Source organism: Streptomyces ruber (assembly GCF_014648075.1).
GTDB classification, from domain to species: domain Bacteria; phylum Actinomycetota; class Actinomycetes; order Streptomycetales; family Streptomycetaceae; genus Streptomyces; species Streptomyces ruber.
Map to the genome: position 1 here is coordinate 233,612 of NZ_BMQK01000006.1, position 17,608 is coordinate 251,219.

Annotated in this window: 14 protein-coding genes; 1 reads left to right on the plus strand and 13 read right to left on the minus strand. The window is 72.7% G+C overall.

The features are described 5' to 3' along the window. Positions 1 to 64 precede the first annotated feature (64 nt). The 4 genes from IEZ04_RS16530 to IEZ04_RS16545 form a co-directional block, all read right to left on the minus strand. On the minus strand, positions 65 to 1,249 hold the full coding sequence (locus IEZ04_RS16530) for an SDR family oxidoreductase (RefSeq protein ID WP_189217636.1): 1,185 nt from the start codon (positions 1,247 to 1,249) through the stop codon (positions 65 to 67). A 51-nt stretch (positions 1,250 to 1,300) separates the two neighbouring features. Further along, positions 1,301 to 2,566: an aspartate aminotransferase family protein gene (locus tag IEZ04_RS16535; protein WP_229821063.1), complete on the minus strand. Its 1,266-nt coding sequence runs from the start codon at positions 2,564 to 2,566 to the stop codon at positions 1,301 to 1,303. A 43-nt stretch (positions 2,567 to 2,609) separates the two neighbouring features. Continuing rightward, positions 2,610 to 3,035, minus strand: a complete 426-nt coding sequence (locus IEZ04_RS16540) for a type II toxin-antitoxin system RatA family toxin (protein WP_189217637.1) — start codon at positions 3,033 to 3,035, stop codon at positions 2,610 to 2,612. Between the two features lie 91 nt (positions 3,036 to 3,126). Then, a complete protein-coding gene (locus tag IEZ04_RS16545; protein WP_189217638.1) occupies positions 3,127 to 4,089 on the minus strand; it encodes an AfsR/SARP family transcriptional regulator in 963 nt (320 codons plus the stop codon). A 263-nt stretch (positions 4,090 to 4,352) separates the two neighbouring features. Here IEZ04_RS16545 and IEZ04_RS16550 point away from each other — a divergent pair, with 263 nt between their 5' ends. Continuing rightward, positions 4,353 to 5,504, plus strand: coding sequence for an FAD-dependent oxidoreductase (locus IEZ04_RS16550; RefSeq protein WP_189217639.1), 1,152 nt, complete (start codon positions 4,353 to 4,355; stop codon positions 5,502 to 5,504). 45 nt (positions 5,505 to 5,549) lie between these two features. Here the strand turns inward: IEZ04_RS16550 and IEZ04_RS16555 are convergent, their stop codons facing one another. The 9 genes from IEZ04_RS16555 to IEZ04_RS16595 all read right to left on the minus strand — a co-directional run bounded on the left by IEZ04_RS16555 (position 5,550) and on the right by IEZ04_RS16595 (position 17,575). Further along, on the minus strand, positions 5,550 to 6,392 hold the full coding sequence (locus IEZ04_RS16555) for an SDR family NAD(P)-dependent oxidoreductase (protein ID WP_189217640.1): 843 nt from the start codon (positions 6,390 to 6,392) through the stop codon (positions 5,550 to 5,552). A 258-nt stretch (positions 6,393 to 6,650) separates the two neighbouring features. Beyond that, on the minus strand, positions 6,651 to 7,133 hold the full coding sequence (locus IEZ04_RS16560; RefSeq protein WP_189217641.1) for a GNAT family N-acetyltransferase: 483 nt from the start codon (positions 7,131 to 7,133) through the stop codon (positions 6,651 to 6,653). Between the two features lie 54 nt (positions 7,134 to 7,187). Next, the gene (locus tag IEZ04_RS16565) at positions 7,188 to 7,364 is read right to left on the minus strand and encodes a hypothetical protein (protein ID WP_189217642.1); all 177 of its coding nucleotides are present in this window, start codon (positions 7,362 to 7,364) and stop codon (positions 7,188 to 7,190) included. Between the two features lie 384 nt (positions 7,365 to 7,748). Then, the gene (locus tag IEZ04_RS16570; protein WP_229821064.1) at positions 7,749 to 9,287 is read right to left on the minus strand and encodes an SDR family NAD(P)-dependent oxidoreductase; all 1,539 of its coding nucleotides are present in this window, start codon (positions 9,285 to 9,287) and stop codon (positions 7,749 to 7,751) included. 109 nt (positions 9,288 to 9,396) lie between these two features. Further along, positions 9,397 to 10,731: a wax ester/triacylglycerol synthase family O-acyltransferase gene (locus tag IEZ04_RS16575; protein ID WP_189217643.1), complete on the minus strand. Its 1,335-nt coding sequence runs from the start codon at positions 10,729 to 10,731 to the stop codon at positions 9,397 to 9,399. Positions 10,732 to 11,045: 314 nt separating this feature from the next. After that, positions 11,046 to 13,658: a PA14 domain-containing protein gene (locus IEZ04_RS16580; protein ID WP_189217644.1), complete on the minus strand. Its 2,613-nt coding sequence runs from the start codon at positions 13,656 to 13,658 to the stop codon at positions 11,046 to 11,048. A 156-nt stretch (positions 13,659 to 13,814) separates the two neighbouring features. Continuing rightward, on the minus strand, positions 13,815 to 15,032 hold the full coding sequence (gene glgC / locus IEZ04_RS16585) for a glucose-1-phosphate adenylyltransferase (protein ID WP_189217645.1): 1,218 nt from the start codon (positions 15,030 to 15,032) through the stop codon (positions 13,815 to 13,817). Between the two features lie 117 nt (positions 15,033 to 15,149). Then, complete coding sequence (glgA, locus tag IEZ04_RS16590; RefSeq protein ID WP_189217646.1) at positions 15,150 to 16,304, minus strand: glycogen synthase; 1,155 nt, start codon at positions 16,302 to 16,304, stop codon at positions 15,150 to 15,152. 539 nt (positions 16,305 to 16,843) lie between these two features. Continuing rightward, complete coding sequence (locus tag IEZ04_RS16595; RefSeq protein ID WP_189217647.1) at positions 16,844 to 17,575, minus strand: (2Fe-2S)-binding protein; 732 nt, start codon at positions 17,573 to 17,575, stop codon at positions 16,844 to 16,846. Positions 17,576 to 17,608 lie beyond the last annotated feature (33 nt).

Genomic DNA, 17,608 nt, shown 5'->3' on the forward strand with positions numbered 1-17,608 from the left:
ACGGGGTTCCTCCCCGCGGGACACCGCCGCGCCGTCGGTGCTTGTCGGTGCTCGTCAGTGCTCGTCAGTGACGGCGCCCCTCGGGGGCCGGCAGGACGCCGCCCCGCACGAAGTACTCGACGTACCCGCCGAACACCTTCTCGTCGATGGGCGGGCAGGAGATCCCGGAGTCCTTCAGCAGCTCGCGCGTGATCTCGTCGGAGAACTCCGCGACCTCCACCTTCTCCGACTCCACCAGGATGCTCAGCAACGGGGCCATGGAGTTGGTGACATCCGCGGCGACGGCCTTCATCCACTTGAGGATGCTGACCTCCGTCAGCTCGTACCCGGCGCTGCGCAGCAGCCGCAGGATCTCCTCCGAGTCCAGCGTTCCGGGACTGACCTGGTGGTAGATCCCGCCGACGGCCTCCGGGCGCCGGGAGACCGCGACGATCACGGCGCTGACGTAGTCCACCGGCACCATGTTCATCTCCAGCTTGAACCGGCGCGGGTACAGGCCCGTCTGGAGGGCGCCCTTGATGAACCGCCACACGAAGTCGTTCGCCTGGCAGGCCCCGGTGCGCGAGTCGCCCCACACCTGCCCGGGGCGGTGGACCGTCACCGGCACACCGCGCCGGGACGCCTCCAGGACCAGCTGCTCGGCCACCCACTTGCTCTTGGTGTAGCCCAGCGACAGCGCCTCGGGCGGGCCCGTCGGGTCGAGTTCGCCCCGCGGCGGCCGGTTCCGGTCCGGCTCGAACACACCGGTGGTCGAGACGTGGTGCAGCGTGGCCCGCGCCGCGCAGGCGAACCGGAGGACCTCGTGGGTCGCCTCGACGGTCGACTTCCGCAGCCACTTGTACAGCGTGAGGAAGTTGACCTTGGCAGCGGAGTGGTACACCGCGCCGATCCGCCCGGCCACCTCGTCGTACACGTCCTCGGACAGGCCGAGCCGGGGCCGGGTCACGTCACCGGTGTGGACGTGGACCCGCTCCATGTCGAGGCCGTCGAGCAGCTGGTAGGTACGGAGGTTCTCCTCGAGCCGCCGCCGGGCCGCCCCGGTGTCCGCGCCCCGCACGAGGCAGTGCACGACGAGTCCCTGCCGCAGCAGGTCCGTGAGGAGGAACGCGCCGAGGTAGCCGGTCGCACCGGTGAGGAACACCTCGGTCACCGTCTCCGGGTCCGGTGCCGGGAAGCCCGTGATGTCGTCGGCCAGTACGACATCCGCGGCGAACTCCTCGGCGACTTCCGTGGGTATCGTCGAAGTCATCAGTTGTCTACGGTCCTTCCCGGTGACAGTCCGTGGGAACGGGCCGATGCGTCACGCGGCGGCGACGGCCGCCCCGGCTACCGCATCGGAGAGCAGGGTCATCGCCTCTTTGACGTCGGCGTCGGTGGCGACGATCGGCGGGAGCAGACGGATCGTGGCGGGACGGCTCAGGCACGGCGACACCACCATGGAGCGCTGCGCGAGCCCGGTCAGCACGTCGCCGGCCAGCTCCGGCGAGCGCAGGTCGATGCCCCAGAGCAGGCCGCGTCCACGGGTGGCGACCACGGCGTCGGGATGCTGTTCGCGCAAGCAGGCCAGTCCCTGCTCCATCGCGAGGGCGATCCGCTCGCCGTCCTCGGCGTGCCGCTCGATGAGGTCGAGCGCCGTCGGGATCACCGCGGTGCTCAGGGGGTGACCGCTGAACGTGGCGGTGTGCAGCATCGGGTCGGCCAGCAGGGGGGCGAAGAGCCGGTCGTTGCCCACCACGGCCGATACCGGCAGCACGCCGCCGCCCAGCGGCTTGCCGAGCAGTACGCAGTCCACGTCGAGACCGGCCGCCAGGGCCAGTGACCTGGCGCCGCACCGCCGCAGACCGACCTGGATCTCGTCGGCGACGACGAACGCGCCGTGTTCGTGGGCGTCCCGGCACCACTGCGCGAGCACGGACTCGTCCAGCAGGCGCACGCCGTTCTCGGCCTGGACCGGCTCGAAGACGACGGCCGCGACGTCGTGCTCGCGCGCGGCCTCGGCGACGGCGCCGGGATCGTCCCCGGAGATCCGCACCACGCCCTGGAGCAACGGCTCCAGACCGGACTTGAAGCGGGGGTTGTCGGTGAGGGCGAGGGCGCCGAGGGTCTTGCCGTGGAAGGCGCCGTCGACCGCGAGGACGGTGGTGCGTCCGGTGGCCATCCGGGCGAGCTTGACGGAGGTCTCGACGGCGTCGGCGCCCCCGCAGCCGAAGTACACCCGGCCGAGTCCGCCGCCGAGGTACCCGGTGAGGCGCTCCGCGGCCAGCGGCGCGACCGGGTTCTGCACGGAGCGGGTGGAGGCGGGCAGCACGTCCAGCTGGTTCCGCACCGCCTCGACGATCGCCGGGTTGCGGTGCCCGAGCAGGGCGACCGCGTAGGAGCCGAAGTCCAGGACGTCCCGGCCGTCCGAGAGGGTCACCCGGCACCCTTCGGCGGCGGCCTCGACGGCTCCCTGGCCGGTGAACTTGCCGGCCACGGCCAGCGCGGGCGAGAAGTGGCGCCGCACCCGCCGGAAGGTCTGCCCGGCGTCGGCGACTGCGGTGTTCATGGTGGTGCGCGGCTCTGTCACGATGTCCCCCTGCGTGTCCCCTGCGTGTGTGCCTGCGCGTCCCCTACGCGCTCCGGTCGACGATGCCCTGCTGGTAGCCCTCCAGCGCCCTGGCCACCGCCGGGTGGATCATGTCGGCGACCATGGGCAGCCCGACGTCGAACTCCACCTTCAGCTCGAGGGCGGCACCGTCGCCGTCGGTGCTCCCGACGACCTGCCAGTAGCCCTCGTACTCGCCGAGGTCGCCGTCGGTCTGCCGGAACTCCCAGCGGCGCCGGTCGTGGTCCAGGACGTCCTCCTGCTCCCACTCCATCTCCGAGCCCTTGAGCTCGACGACCCAGGCGGCGGTGCGGCGGTCGCCGTCCCGGCCGGTGATCGTCACCTCGTTGACGCCCTCCATGAAGCCGGGGAACGCCTCGCAGTCCACGAGCACCTTCCACAACCGGTCCGGGCCGGCCGAGCCGGTGACGGTCCTGTGCATGACGGCCATGAACATGTCCTTTCCGTGCTGACAACGTCGGTGCCGGACGTCCGTGCCGACGACGTCCGTGCTGACACCGGTGAGGGGGACGTCCGTCCGGTCAGGCGGAGTCCCTGCGGGGGACCCGCACCCTCTCCTCCACCAGAGCGGTCAGGCGCTCCAGCTCCGACCGGAGGACGTGCTGCTGCGAGGTCAGTTCCTCCACCCGGACCCGCAGCCGGACGAGTTCCCGACCGTGCGTGCCGGGACTGTCGACGAGGTCCGCGTCGTCCGGCCGGTCCCCGGCCACCGGGCGGTCCACGGCGGCCGGCCGGGGGCCGGCGGGGTCGCGGAGCACACGCACGTTGTCGGTCCGGGCGGGGGCGCCGGAGTCGGCCGCGCGCGGGCGCCACGCCGTCTCGCGCAGCGCCCGGGCCTCGCCGTGCCGCCCGCAGCGCTGCAGCGCGACGACGAGCTGGTCCCGGAGGCGGGTGCGCGTCGGGTGGGCGGCGGTTAGCTCCTCCAGCCGGTGCACGACCTGGCGGTGCGCGCCGAGCCGCAACTGGGCGTCGCAGAGGTCCTCCAGGGCGAGGAGCCGCTCCTCCTCCAGGCGCGCCGCGGCGGCCGAGCAGAGCGGACCCTGGGTGACGCCCTCCAGCGCGGCTCCCTCCCACAGGCCGAGGGCCTTGCGCAGCAGCACCGCGGCGGCGTGCGGGTCGGCGTCCAGCAGGCGCTTCGCCCGGGTCACCTGGAGCCGGAAGCGCACGCCGTCGAGTTCGTCGGGCCGGGCCTGGAGCACGTAGCCGGAGCCGCGGACGACCAGGCGCGGCGTGTTGGCCCGGGAGGGTTCCACCTCGATGAGCTGCTGACGCAGCCGCGAGACGTGTGCCTGCAGCGCGTTGCCCGCCTTGTCGGGCGCGTTGTCGCCCCAGAGTTCGCGGATCAGTTCCTCGGTCGGCACCGGGGTGCCCGGACGCACCAGCAGCGCACCGAGCAGCACCCGCTGCTTGGGACTGGTCAGCTGCACGCTCCGCTGCCTGACGTCGTCGTAGATCCCAGGCGGCCCCAGAACCCGGAACTGCATCGAAACCTCCATCGGTCGTCGCGGCCTTGAGCACCTGACGCACATGAAGGGACCACGCGCGCCGGACCGGGCGCATGAGTACCCGGGTACTCCAAAGCGCGGTCGCGTTCCGTCGGCCGGCCCGCGTGGGCCGGTGCCGACCGCGCCTTTCGCCGTGTCGGACGGCCGGGAAGGTGAGTGGCGGTTACTCAGGCGGGCGCGCGCCCGCCTGTGGTGCGCTGTTGTGCCCAGACGCCGTCGGGAGATCCGGGGAGTTGAGTGGCATGACGCGTTGGGACGCCGAGGCCGCGGTGGTGGGACTGGGAGCGTGGGGGGCGGCGGCTCTGTGGCGCCTGGCGTCCCGGGGTGTCGACGTCGTCGGGTTCGAACGGTTCACGCCGGGCCACGCCTTCGGCCCGGCGCACGGCGGCTCCCACGCGCTCCGCGTCGCCGGTCCGGGCCATCCCGGTCTGGTGCCGCTGGCCCGCAGGTCGAGGGAGCTGTGGCCGGAGCTGGAGGACAGCGGCGGGGAGAGCCTGTTCGTGCCCTGCGGCGGGCTGGTGGTCGGGCCCGAGGGCGGGCCGGTCGTGGGCGGCACGCTGCGCGCGGCACGGGCACACGGCGTTCCGGTCCGCACCTTCACGGCCAGTGCCCTGCGGTTCCAGTACCCGCGCCACACCGGCGTGCCCGCCCACCACATGGGCGTGTGGGAGCCGTCCGCGGGGCTCGTACGGCCGGAGCGTGCGGTGCGGACCGCGGTCGCCGTCGCCGAGGAGGCGGGCGCGCGTGTGTACGCCGACTCCCGGGTCACCGTGGTCGAGCCGGTGCCCGGCGGGATCCGTCTGCACACGGCGGAACGGTCGCTGAGGGTGCGTCAGGTCGTCGTCACGGCGGGTCCCTGGCTTCCGGCGCTGCTGCCGGGGCTGCCCCTGGAGACGGTCCGCGCGCCCGTCACCTGGTGGCGCCCGCTGGAACCGGGCGACGACTTCGGTCCGGAGGCCTTCCCGGCGTTCGCCCGGGAACTGGAGGACGGACGCGTCCTGTGGGGCGACGGCGCCCGGGCCGGCGACGGCATCAGGCTCGGCCTGGACGGCGGCTGCGGTGTGGCCAAGCCGGTGGATCCCGAGGGCGCCGACCGCTCGGTGGTCCCGGACGACTGGGCGGACCTGGCCCGGCTGCTGCCGGCCAAGGTGCCGGGGCTCGAACCGCTGCCCGCCCGGGTCGCGGCGGGCACCCGGACCCGCACGCCGGACGGACTGTACCTGCTCGGCCGTCCCGGCGGCGATCCGCGGGTGGTCGTCGCGGGCGGCGACGACGCCCACGGCCTCGCACACGCCCCCGGCGTCGGCGAGGCGCTCGCGGACCTCGTACAGGGGGTACGGGGGGACGACCCCGCGGCGGCGCCGGGCTTCCTCTCCCCGGACCGCTTCGCCTGACCGGCGTACGGCCAGCGGCGGGGCGCGTGCCCCGCCGGTCCCGGGTCAGTTCGCCGCACCCTCGGCGGCGGGAACTCCCGTGCCGTTCGCGGGCTCCAGAACCTTGCGGCAGATGCGCTCGCCGACCCACGCCACCAGGGTGCGCGGACGACGCGGCTGCAGATGCGCCATGATCGCGTTGCCCAGGCCCGGCGTCACATAGGCGCGGTCGCGGTCGAGGGCGTGCAACGCCGTCCGGACGACCGGCCCGGGCGTGCTGAAACCGCCGGCGACGGCTGCGTTGCGGGTGCCGATGACCTCGAAGAACCTCGTCTCCACGGGTCCGGGGCACAGGGCGGTGACACGGATGCCGCGGCCCCGGTACTCCTGGCGCAGCGCGAGGGAGAAGTTGAGCACGAACGCCTTGGAGGCGCTGTAGACGGAGAGGTACGGGCTGGGCTGGTAGCCCGCGGTGGAGCCGACGTTGAGGACGGCGCCGGTGCCGCGCTCCACCATGCCCGGCAGCAGGGCGTGCGTGAGGTCGACGAGCGCGACGACGTTCACCATGAGCAGTTCGTGGTCGCGTTCCGCGTCGATCTCCTCGAAGCGGCCGGCGGTGCCGAACCCGGCGTTGTTCACCAGCAGGTCGACGGTGAGCGAACGGTCGGCGAGCTCCTGGGCCACCGCGCGGCCCGCGTGCGGCAGGCCGAGGTCCTGCACCACGACGTGGGTCTTGACGCCGTGCACGGCCCGCAGTTCCTCGGCGACCGCCTCGAGCCTGTCCCGGGAGCGCGCGACCAGGACGAGGTCGTGGCCCCGGGCGGCGAGCTGGGAGGCGAACTCCGTGCCGAGTCCGGAGGAGGCACCGGTGACCAGTGCGGTGGACGGGACGGTCGGGACAGTGCTCATGGTGAACCCCTTCGGCATGACGGCTGACTCCTCGCGCCCGTGGGCCGGGCGTGGCCGACGCGTCGCCGAACCCGTACCGTCCGGTCCGTCGTGTTCCGCCGCCCCCTCGTTCCCGAGGCTCTCCACCGCGGCGCGCCCTCCGGCGGACCGGACCCCGACGCGTCGGCCACGCCCGTGCGCGTCAATCTACTGAGGCTCCCGGCCGGCGCGCGCCCGCGCTGACACGGCCTGACACGTCAGCGCGGCGGGCGGCGCGCACTACAGGGCCCGGTACATGACGTGCAGTCCCACCCGGCCGTGCCGCGGGTGTTCGAAGGCGTCCGGGACGGTGCCGAGGACGGTGAAGCCGAGCGAGGTCCACAGCGCGACCGCGGGGTTGGTCTCGACGACGGCGTTGAAGACCATGCCGCGGTAGCCGCCCGCCTTCGCGGCGGCGAGCACGTGTTCGGCGAGGGCGCGGCCGATGCCGCGGCCGCCGTGCTCGGGGTCGACCATGAAGCCCGCGTTGGCGATGCCCGCGGCGGGCCCGCCGTAGTTGGGCGTGACGTAGGCGGAGCCGACGACGGCGCCCGTCCCGTCCTCGGCGACGTACACGCGCTTGGGCGGTGCCGTCCACAGGCCGCGGGCGATGTCCTCGGGGGTGTCCGGGTCCCAGGTGTACGTCTCTCCGGCGGCCACGATGCGGTGCCAGAACGGCCAGATGCGCGGCCAGTCGTCAGCGGTGGCTTCCCTGATCAGCATGGGCGCGAGTCTGGCACGCCCATGCTGCCGGTTCGCGGCGGGGTGCTCGCCGGATCAGTCCACGCTGGGGAGGATGTGGGGCTCGGCGAGGTCGTCCTCGTATCCGGCGAGGCGGATCGGGGCGGACCTGGCCCACACGTCGAGGCTGCCGAGCTCTCCCTTGGGCCGGCGGCCGATGCGGTCCGTGCGTTCCTCGGGGCGCTGATCGCGATGGGGCTTCTCCGGTGTCACCGCGCACTCCTTCTGTGTCGGGTCACCCTCGGGACGGATCGGCCGGCCCGCGGCCTCGCGTCCGGTGTCCGCCCGGGTGCGGATCGGGATCGTGCGGACGCGGTGGCGCCTTTCGTCGCTGCGTGGCGAGAGCAGACCGTGGTGACCGGCTTGTCCCGGGACGGACCGCGGGTATGGGTGTCACCCGTTTCTCGCTGTCCGTCCGCTCCACATTACCCATATGAGCGGCCCCCCGCTCGATGGGGCTGAAAAGTTCGGGTAACTGTCTCAAGTCGTTCCCCCGCCCATTTCACCCCATCCCACACCGCTTCGACACCTTTTTCAGCAGGACGGAGTCCCACGTCCGGCGGAGCGCCGTGCGGGCCCGTCCCGAGTCCGGCGGGACTACCACCTGCCCGGCGCGTAGTCCTTCAGGAAGACGCCGTACAGGTCCTCGCCCTGCTCGCCGCGCACGATCGGGTCGTAGACGCGGGCCGCGCCGTCCACCAGGTCGAGCGGGGCGTGGAAGCCGGCCTCGGCGAGCCGCACCTTGTCCGGATGCGGACGCTCGTCGGTGATCCAGCCGGTGTCCACGGCGGTCATCAGGATGCCGTCCTTCTCGAACATCTCCTGGGCGCTGGTGCGCGTGAGCATGTTCAGCGCGGCCTTGGCCATGTTGGTGTGCGGATGGCCGGCCCCCTTGTAGCCGCGGTCGAAGACGCCCTCCATCGCGGAGACGTTGACGACGTAGGTGCGGCGGGCCGGCGAGGCCGCCATCGCCGGGCGCAGCCGGCTGATCAGGATGAAGGGCGCCGTCGAGTTGGCCAGCTGGACCTCCAGCAGCTCGACCGGCGTCACCTCGTCCACGGTCTGCACCCAGCTGTTGGTGTCGTGCAGGTCGGGCACCAGGCCGCCGGCGTCGATCGCCGTCCCGGCCGCGATGCGCTCCAGGGACGCCGAGCCGGAGACGAGGGCGAGGTCGGTGACGTCCTGGGCGGTCAGCGCGCCGCCCCCGGCGACCGGCAGCGCGGCCACGGCGCCGGAGCCGAAGGTGCCGATCACCTCGGCCGCGGGCAGTTCACCGGCGGGCAGCGGGGCCGACTCGGCGGCGACCAGCTCGCTGTACGCCTGCGGGGAGCGTCGGACGGTCTGCGCCGCGTTGTTGATCAGGATGTCGAGCGGGCCCTCGGCGGAAACCGAGTCGGCGAGGGCCACCACCTGCGCCGGGTCGCGCAGGTCGATACCGACGATCTTCAGCCGGTGTATCCAGTCGGCGCTGTCCGGCTGGGCCTTGAAGCGGCGTATCGCGTCGTTGGGGAAACGGGTCGTGACGGTGGTGTGGGCGCCGTCACGCAGCAGCCGCAGGGCTATGTACATGCCGATCTTGGCACGGCCGCCGGTCAGCAGCGCGCGCTTGCCGGTGAGGTCGGCGCGGGCGTCGCGGCGGGCCCTGTTCTCGGCGGCGCAGTCCGGGCAGAGCTGGTGGTAGAAGTAGTCGACCTCGACGTACCGGGTCTTGCAGACGTAGCAGGACCGCGGGCGCTTCAGCACCCCCGCGAGCTGCCCGTTCCGGGTGCGGGAGGACGGCAGGATGCCCTCGGTCTCGTCGTCGATGCGCTCGGCGGAACCGGTGGCGGTGGCCTCGGTGACCGCCTTGTCGTGCGCGGTCTTGGCGGCCCGGCGCTCCTGGCGGCGGCGCTGCTTGACGGTGCGGTAGATGTGCGAGGTGGCCCGGCGCACCGCGATCGCGTCGGGATGGTCGACCTCGATGCCGTCGAGCTCCTTCAGCACGTCGAGGCAGACGGCGAGCCGCTCGGGGTCGATGCCGGGGCCGTACGACACCGCCGCCTCGCCGCCGGGGCCGCGCGCCGCCTCGTCCGCGCCCGGGGCGGCGGCCGCCTCGTCCACGGCCGGAGCCGCCCGGCCGTCCTCTGTCACCGTCATCGCACTGCCGTTCCTGAGATCCACCCGCGGCGCTCCTGCCGCGCCCGCTGTTCGAACGGGGCATTCTACGAAGCGGTGTGCCGGGCGGCCAAAAACGGGACGCGGGCGCTCAGGGACCGCAGGCGGCCAGCAGCTCCTCCACCTCCCGCGCCAGCGCCTTGGCCAGCAGGTCGAGGTCCGGCACGGCCTGCGCGTCGGCCACCAGCCCGTAGTGCACGCGCCCGCGGTAGGTCGACACCGCGACGGCGAGGGACTGGCCGCGCGCGAGCGGGGCGAGGGGGTAGATCTCGGTGAGCGGGCAGCCGCCCAGCTTCAGGCCCAGGCTCGGCAGCGGCACGCTGGTGACAAGGATGTCGAACCACAGCCGGGCGGCCTGGCTGACCAGCGGTCCGCCCAGCCGGTGCCCGAGGGCGGGCACGTGGTCGGCGAGCAGCGCCACGGCGCCCGCGCCCCGGTTGGGCCCGGCGTCCTTGTTGCGGTCCATGGCCGCGCGGACGGTCCGCAGCCGCCCGAGCGGGTCCGGGTCGCCGACGGGGAGCCGTATCAGGTACCCGGAGAGCCGGTTGCCCTGCGGGTAGGCGGTGCGCGGACGGCGCCTGGAGACGGGGATCAGCGCGCGCGGCGCGACACCCTCGCTGCCGTCGCCGCGCTCGTCGAGCCAGCGGCGCAGGGCGCCCGCGACGATGGCGATGAGCACGTCGTTGACGGTGCCCCCGACGGTCTTGCGCACCCGGTGCACGTCGTCGAGGTCGACGACCACCCCGGCGGTGTGCCGGGTGCCGGTGGGCTCGGAGGTCAACGCGGCCGTGGAGCGGACGTTCCAGGTGTGGCGGGCGACGGAGGTGCCGATGTCGAGCGCGCGGCCCAGGTCCGAGAGCGCTCCGCGCAGCAGCCCCGGCAGTTTGCGCACGTCGGGGAGGAGACCGCGCGAGGGCTCGGGGCGGCACGGCCGGGGCTCGGGCAGCTCCATCGGGTCCAGGATCCCGGCGGCGAGCGTCAGCGCGCGCAGTCCGTCGGCCAGGGCGTGGTGGAACTTGAACAGCACGGCGTACGACAGTCCGTCCGCGCCCGGCAGGACGTGCGCCTCCCACGGCGGCCGGCCGCGCTCCAGCGGGCGCTGCATCAGCGGGCCCGCGACCGCGTGGAAGTTCGCGGTCGGCGCGTGCAGCCGGACGTGCTCGAAGGGGTCGAAGTCGTCCGCCGGCTCACGGGCCGCGCCCCCGAGCGCCAGCGGCAGCCGCAGGTCCGGGAACCACACGTCGCGGATCCGCATGCGCAGTCCGGGCACCCCGGCGGCGCGGGCGGCGAGCAGGTCCGCCGCGAGCGCTCCCGCGGTGGGCGAGGCCGCGGCGAAGACGCCCAGCGCGCCCAGGTGCATGGGGTGCTCGGATGACTCGATGTTCCAGAACGCCAGGTCGAGTGGTGCGAGCAGGTCGGAAGTCAATGGCTTGCTCTCGCGTCGACGACGGGTGAGCTCAGCAGTCAATCGCCGAAGGGCAATTACGGTCAAGTACGATCAAGCTACGCTCAGTTAACAACGGATTACGTCCCGATCTTCCGAAAGGCATGGGATTCCTGGGACACCTGCGGCGATGTCACCGCAGGTGACACCCCGCGCGGCGGCACACCCCACCCGGACGGCCGCGGGCCGTCCGGGTCACCGGCCGCGCGCCGGCCGTGAGCCCGGCCCGCCGGACATGCCGGCGGGCCGGGCTCACGGGTCCCGCGTCGCGCCGCGCACCGGAGTGCGCGCCGGGGTCAGGACGCCGGGCACCCCGCCGGAGCCGGCCGGGACGCGTCGCCGATCAGCGCCTCGTGCGCGGCCCTGACCCGTTCCACGTCCGGCTTGACCACCGCGCGGTCGTAGGTCGTCAGCCCGTTCAGCTCACCCTCGACGTCCGAGATCTGGGTGTAGACGGCGCCGTTGCTGCCCCGGCAGACGAGCGACCGCACCTCGTCGAGCTTGGTGAGGTAGTCGTCGGTGTACGTCGCGGGGTCGACGTCGACGTACGACATCTGGACGGACCAGGCGTGCCCAGGCACCCCGAGCCCCAGACCGCCGTACTCCCCCGTGACCAGGGCGCGCCTGCCGTCGGGGGACGGCGGCAGGGCGGGCGAGGGGTAGCCGTGCTCGTCCATGATGTCGCCGGCGCCCCCGTCGGCGCCGAGGTTGAGGCCCGACTGGTTGTTGACCAGACGGGTCGGGTCCCACGCCTTCGCCTGCTCGGCGACGCGCCCCACGTCGTACTGGCCCCAGCCCTCGTTGAAGGTGACCCACATGACGACCGACGGGCTGCTGATGTGCTCGTCGATCATCTCCTTCATCTCGCTCTCGTACTGGGCCCGGGCCGCCGCGGACGGGGTCCGGCCCGCGGCCGTCGCGGGCATGTCCTGCCAGACCAGCAGGCCCAGCCGGTCGGCGTGGTAGAACCAGCGGTCGGGCTCGACCTTGATGTGCTTGCGCACGGAGTTGTAGCCGAGCTCCTTGTGCAGCTCCAGGTCGTACGCCAGGGCCTCGTCGGTGGGCGCCGTGTGCAGGCCGTCGGGCCAGAAGCCCTGGTCGAGGGTGGCCATCAGGAAGACCGGCTCACCGTTGAGCATGGTGCGCGGGACGCCGTCCACCTGCTCCACGGAGATGTCCCGCAGACCGAAGTAGCTGCCGACGCGGTCGGCGCCGACGGTCACCTTCAGGTCGTACAGGAAGGGGTCGTCCGGGGACCACAGCCTGGGATTCCTGATCTTCAGGGTCAGCGGCTCGCCCGTGCGGCCGCTCACCGTGGCGACCTTGCGCCTGCCGTCGTACGCCGTCGCCGTGACCCGTACGCCGTCGCGCACGCCCTGCGGCTCGACGGTCACCGTGCCGGCCGCGGCGTCGGGTACCAGTTTGAGGTTGTCCACGTGGTCGGCGGCGACCGGCTCCATCCACACCGTCTGCCAGATGCCGGAGGACGGGGTGTACCAGATGCCGCTCGGGTCCAGGCGCTGCTTGCCCACCGGCGGGTTCTCGCCGTTCGCCGCGTCCGTCGGGTCGTACACGCCGACGATCAGTTCCTGGGTGCGGCCGGGCTTCAGTGCGTCGGTGATGTCGGCGCTGAACTTGTCGTAGCCGCCCTTGTGCTCGGCGACCTTCGTGCCGTTGACGTACACCTCGCTCCGCCAGTCGACGGCGCCGAAGTTCAGTTTCAGCCGCTGGTCCGCCCTGCCGATGCGCCAGTCCTTCGGGACCGTGAAGGTGCGGCGGTACCACATGCGGTCCTCGTGCCGCTGGATGCCGGAGAGCTGGGACTCCACCGGGTACGGGACGAGGATGCGCTCCTTCAGGTTCTTCCCGACGGGCGGCTGCTCGCCCTCCTCGGCGGCGGCGAACTGCCAGCGGCCGTTGAGGTTCCGCCAGTCGCCGCGGGTCAGCTGCGGGCGCGGGTACTCGGGCAGCGCGTTGTCCGGCCCCACCTCGTCGGCCCAGCGGGTGCGCAGCTCGTGCGTGGAGCGGTTGACGCCGCTCGTCAGGAACTCTTTGACAACGTTGCCGTCGCTGTCGGCGAGGCCGCCCTCGCCGTCGTAACGGACGTCGGCGCTGCCGCGCGCCGTACCGGTCTTGTTGCCGACGACGGGTTCGTCGAGCGCGACGAGCAGGGCCGTGGGGTCGGCCGGGTCCACCGTCGCCGAGCCCAGCGGCCAGGTGGCGCCGCCGATCACCGCGTCGAGGTGGTCGGTGAAACCGGCCGGGGGCGCGGCGAGGTCCTTGGCGAAGTCGAGCTTCAGGGTGCGGCCGGAGGCGACGACCTCGGCCGCGACCGGTCCGTCGTAGTCGAAGTCCGCGGGCAGCCGGAACGCCGACTGCGGGACGGGCTCCTTGGCGCCGCCGGGCGGTGTCCAGCGCAGATGGAGGTTGGAGCCTCCGTAGTGCTCGAAGTACTCGACCTTGATGTCCACCGGCTGCCCGGCCGTCAGCTCGACCGGTTCGGCGGTCTGCTCCCGGTCCCAGTCGTCGACCCAGTGGTCGATGGCGAGCTTCCCGTCGATCCAGAGGCGGAAGCCGTTGTCGCCGATGACGGAGAAGGTGTGGGCGCCGGTCTCCTCCGGCACGAGGCTGCCGGTCCAGCGGACGCTGACGTCGTCCGACTGCCCGGTGGCGAAGGACAGCCTCGGCTCCAGGTTCCCGAAGTCGAGGTCGGGGTCGAACACGGTGGCCTTGAGCTCGTGGAAGTCGAAGGCGCCCTTGGCGGAGTGGGTGTAGTACTCGCCCTTCAGGCCGTGGATCTCCACGGGGTCGTCGGCGGCGGTGGCGGCGGGCGCTGCGGTCAGCCCCGTGACGCCGAGCGCCGCGGCGAGCAGTAGCGCGAGTCGGTCTCCGAGTCGTCTTGTGCGCACGGATCCTCTCCTTCGAGGAAGCGGTGGCGGCTCGTTGCTCAGATGCTTCGGGTCCTGCACACCGTTACATCGGTTACATCGTTGTAAAGGACTTCAGGACCTGAGCATGACAACACGGATTCCACTTCCCGTCCAGAGACCGGACCGGCACGGCCCTCACAGAACGCGCTGGCCCTTGCCGAGGGCGATCACTCCGCCCCTGGACACCGTGTACAGCTCCGCGTCCCGCTCGGGGTTGACCCCGACGGCCGCGCCCGGCGGTACCTCGATGTTCTTGTCCAGGACCGCACCGCGCACGACCGCGCCCCTGCCGACGTGCACGTTGTCGTGCAGCACCGAGTTCTGCACGACCGCTCCCGGGTCGACCACCACCCCCGGCGACAGCACGGACCGCGTCACCTGGCCCCGGATCAGGCATCCCGCGCTGATGATCGACTCGCTCGCCATGCCGCCGGCGTTGAAGCGGGCCGGGGAGAGCTGCCCCGAGGTCGTGAGGATGGGCCACTGGCGGTTGTAGAGGTTGAAGGCGGGACGCTCGGCGATGAGGTCCATGTGGGACTCGTAGTACGCGTCCAGGGTGCCCACGTCACGCCAGTAGCCCTGGTCGCGGCTGGTCTCGCCGGGCACGTGGTTGGTGCCGAAGTCGTACAGCTGCGCCTCGCCCCGCTCGGTGAGCTGGGGCAGGATCGAGCCGCCCATGTCGTGCACGGAGTCCTCGTCCTCGGCGTCGCGGTGCAGCGCGTCCACGAGGGCCTTGGTGGTGAACAGGTAGTTGCCCATCGACGCGAACACGCACTGGGGGTCGTCGGGGAGGCCCGGAGGATCGGCGGGCTTCTCCAGGAACCGCTCCACGGTCCGGCCGTCGGACCCGGGCATGATCACCCCGAACGACCGCGACTCGGCGCGCGGCACCCGTATCCCGGCGACCGTGACGCCCGCGCCGCTCTCGACGTGCTGCCGGAGCATCTGCCGCGGGTCCATGCGGTAGACATGGTCGGCGCCGAACACCGCCACGTAGTCGGGCCGTTCGTCGTGGATCAGGTTCAGCGACTGGTGGATCGCGTCCGCGCTGCCGAGGTACCAGTGCGGGCCGAGCCGCTGCTGGGCCGGGACCGGGGTGACGTAGTTGCCGAGCAGGCTCGACATCCGCCAGGTGGTGGTGACGTGCCGGTCCAGCGAGTGCGACTTGTACTGCGTCAGCACGCAGATGCGCAGGATGTCCGCGTTGACGAGGTTGGAGAGCACGAAGTCGATCAGGCGGTACGTGCCGCCGAAGGTCACCGCGGGTTTCGCGCGGTCGGCGGTCAGCGGCATCAGCCGCTTGCCCTCCCCGCCCGCCAGCACTATCCCCAACACCGAAGGTCCACCGCGCATGCCGCCCGCCCCTCTACGCCCGGTCGTGCTGTCCGGCTCCGCTTCTCTGATGCCCCGGCCGGACTCTCTGATGCCCTGGCCGGTACCCGCCGCCACTCCCGCCGGTACCCCCTGGTGCTAGTACCCCTGTTTGACGACTTCCTCGTACAGACGGACGGTACGCCGGGCCACCGCGTCCCAGCCGAACTCCCGTACCGCGCGCTCCCGTCCGGCCGCACCCATGCGCCGGGCGGTCCCCGGGTCGGCGAGCACCGTGTCGAGGGCGTGCGCGAGCCGTTCCTCGAAGCCGTCCCCGGGGTCGGCGAGCAGCCCGGTCACACCGTCCTCGACCACCTCCGGGATGCCCCCCACGCGCGAGCCGACGACGGCGGTCCCGCACGCCATCGCCTCCAGGTTGACGATGCCCAGCGGTTCGTACACCGACGGGCACACGAACACGGCGGCGTGCGTGAGGAGCTGGACGACCTCCGCGCGCGGGAGCATCTGCGGGATCCAGTGCACTCCCTCGCGTACGGCCTTCAGCTCGCGGAACAGCTCGCGGAACTCCCGGTCGATCTCCGGGGTGTCGGGCGCGCCCGCGCACAGCACGAGCTGCGCCGCGGGGTCGATGTGCCGTGCGGCGCGCAGCAGTTGGGGCACGCCCTTCTGGCGGGTGATCCGGCCGACGAACAGGACGTAGGGCCGCGCCGGGTCCAGGCCCACGCGGTCGAGGGCGTCCGTGCCGTGGTCCGGCCGGTACAGGGAGGTGTCGATGCCGTTGTGCACCACGTGGACCCTGGCCGGGTCCAGCGCCGGGTAGCAGATGAGGATGTCCTCGCGCATGGCGGCGGACACGGCGATCACCGCGTCGGCGGCCTCGATCGCGCTGCGCTCGGCCCAGCCGGACAGCTCGTACCCGCCGCCGAGCTGTTCGGCCTTCCACGGGCGCAGCGGCTCCAGCGAGTGGGCGGTCATGACGTGCGGAACGCCGTACAGCAGCTTGGCGAGGTGGCCGGCGAGATTGGCGTACCAGGTGTGCGAGTGGACGAGTTCGCGGTCCTCCAGGCGGGCCGCCATCGACAGGTCCACGGAGAAGGTGCGCAGCGCGTCGTTGGCTCCGTCGAGCGAGGACCAGGGCCGGTGCCGGACGACTCCGCCCGCGGCGCCCTCGCCCCAGCAGTGCACGTCCAGCTCGGTCAGCGACCTGAGCTCCCGGGCCAGGAACTCGACGTGGACGCCCGCACCGCCGTACACGTCCGGCGGGTACTCCCGGGTCAGCAGGCCGACACGCACCCGGAACCCCCCTGTCTCAGCGGTGCCTCAGCGGTTGGTCCCCACATGGTGACCCAGCTCCGACGGTTGCGGAAGAGCACCGCCGGGCGCGCACGGAGCAGGCACGGTTCCGTACCTGGTCGGCCGGGCTGGACGGGCGTGCGGCCCGGTCGGATCGGGGTGGAGTGGCGGGTTCCGCCGGTTCGGTGGCCGGTTGCACCGGGACGCGAACCGGAACCCGTGCGCCGTCGTGTCACCTGTCTCCGTCTCCCGTCTCCCGTCTTCTGTCACCCGTCTCGTGTCACCCGTCTCGTGCCACCCGTCTCGTGCCACCCGTCTCGTGCCACCCGTCTCGTGCCACCCGTCTCGTGCCACCCGTCACCCGTCTCCCGTCACCTGCCACCCGTCACTTGCCACCCGTCTCCTGCCACCCGTCTCCTGTCACCTGTCTCCCGGCATTTGTCTGCCGTCTCCTGTCACCCGTCTCTCGTCTCCTGTCTCCTGTCTCCTGTCTCCTGTCTCCTGTCTCCTGTCTCCTGTCATCTGTCTGCCGTCTTCTGTCATCTGTCGCACCGGCGGGGCGGGCGGTCGAAGCAGCAGTCGCCGCACACGCCGCCGCCGGGCGCCCGGTAGTACAGGCAGCAGCTACGGCGGCGCAGGGTGACGGGGTCGAGAGTGCCGGACAGGAACGGGTGCGCGAGCAGCTCCGCGGCGACGGCGCGTGCCCGGTCGCCCGCTTCCGGGTGAGCCCCCGTGCGCGCCCATCGGTCGATCTGCCGCACGGCACCCGTGAGCGCGGAGGCCGCGTTGCCCCGCAGCAACCCGTCCGGCAGCCGGAAGCGGGCCCGCAGGACCGCAGCCAGCGGGGCCAGGTGCCGGTCCCGTACGAGGTCGCCGAGCGCGTCGGCGGGCAGGAACCGCACCTCGGCCAGCCACAGGTCGTCGGGGGCGCCGGCCTCCGGGTCCCAGCGCAGCAGCCGCGGAGCGAGGTCGGGCACGTGACCGTACACGGCGACCGAGCCGAGCGCCACGGACCACAGCCGGGCCACGAGTCCCTGGTGCGCCACCGAGGCCGCGACCCTTGTCTCGGACGTACGGAGGGAGCCGGCGACCTTGCGCACGCGGGCGGCCACCGGGTCCCCGTGGGCCTCCCGTGCGCCCGCGCCGTCGCCCTTCCGGGCGGCGTACGCCCGGACGAGGGTGGGCAGGGATCCCTGAGGCGGTTCTCCCGTACGCAGGACGAAGAAGCCGCCGAGCGTGCCGAGCGCGGTGAGGTCGGGGTCGAGGTTCACAGGAGGCAGTACTACCAAGGACCCCGACCGACC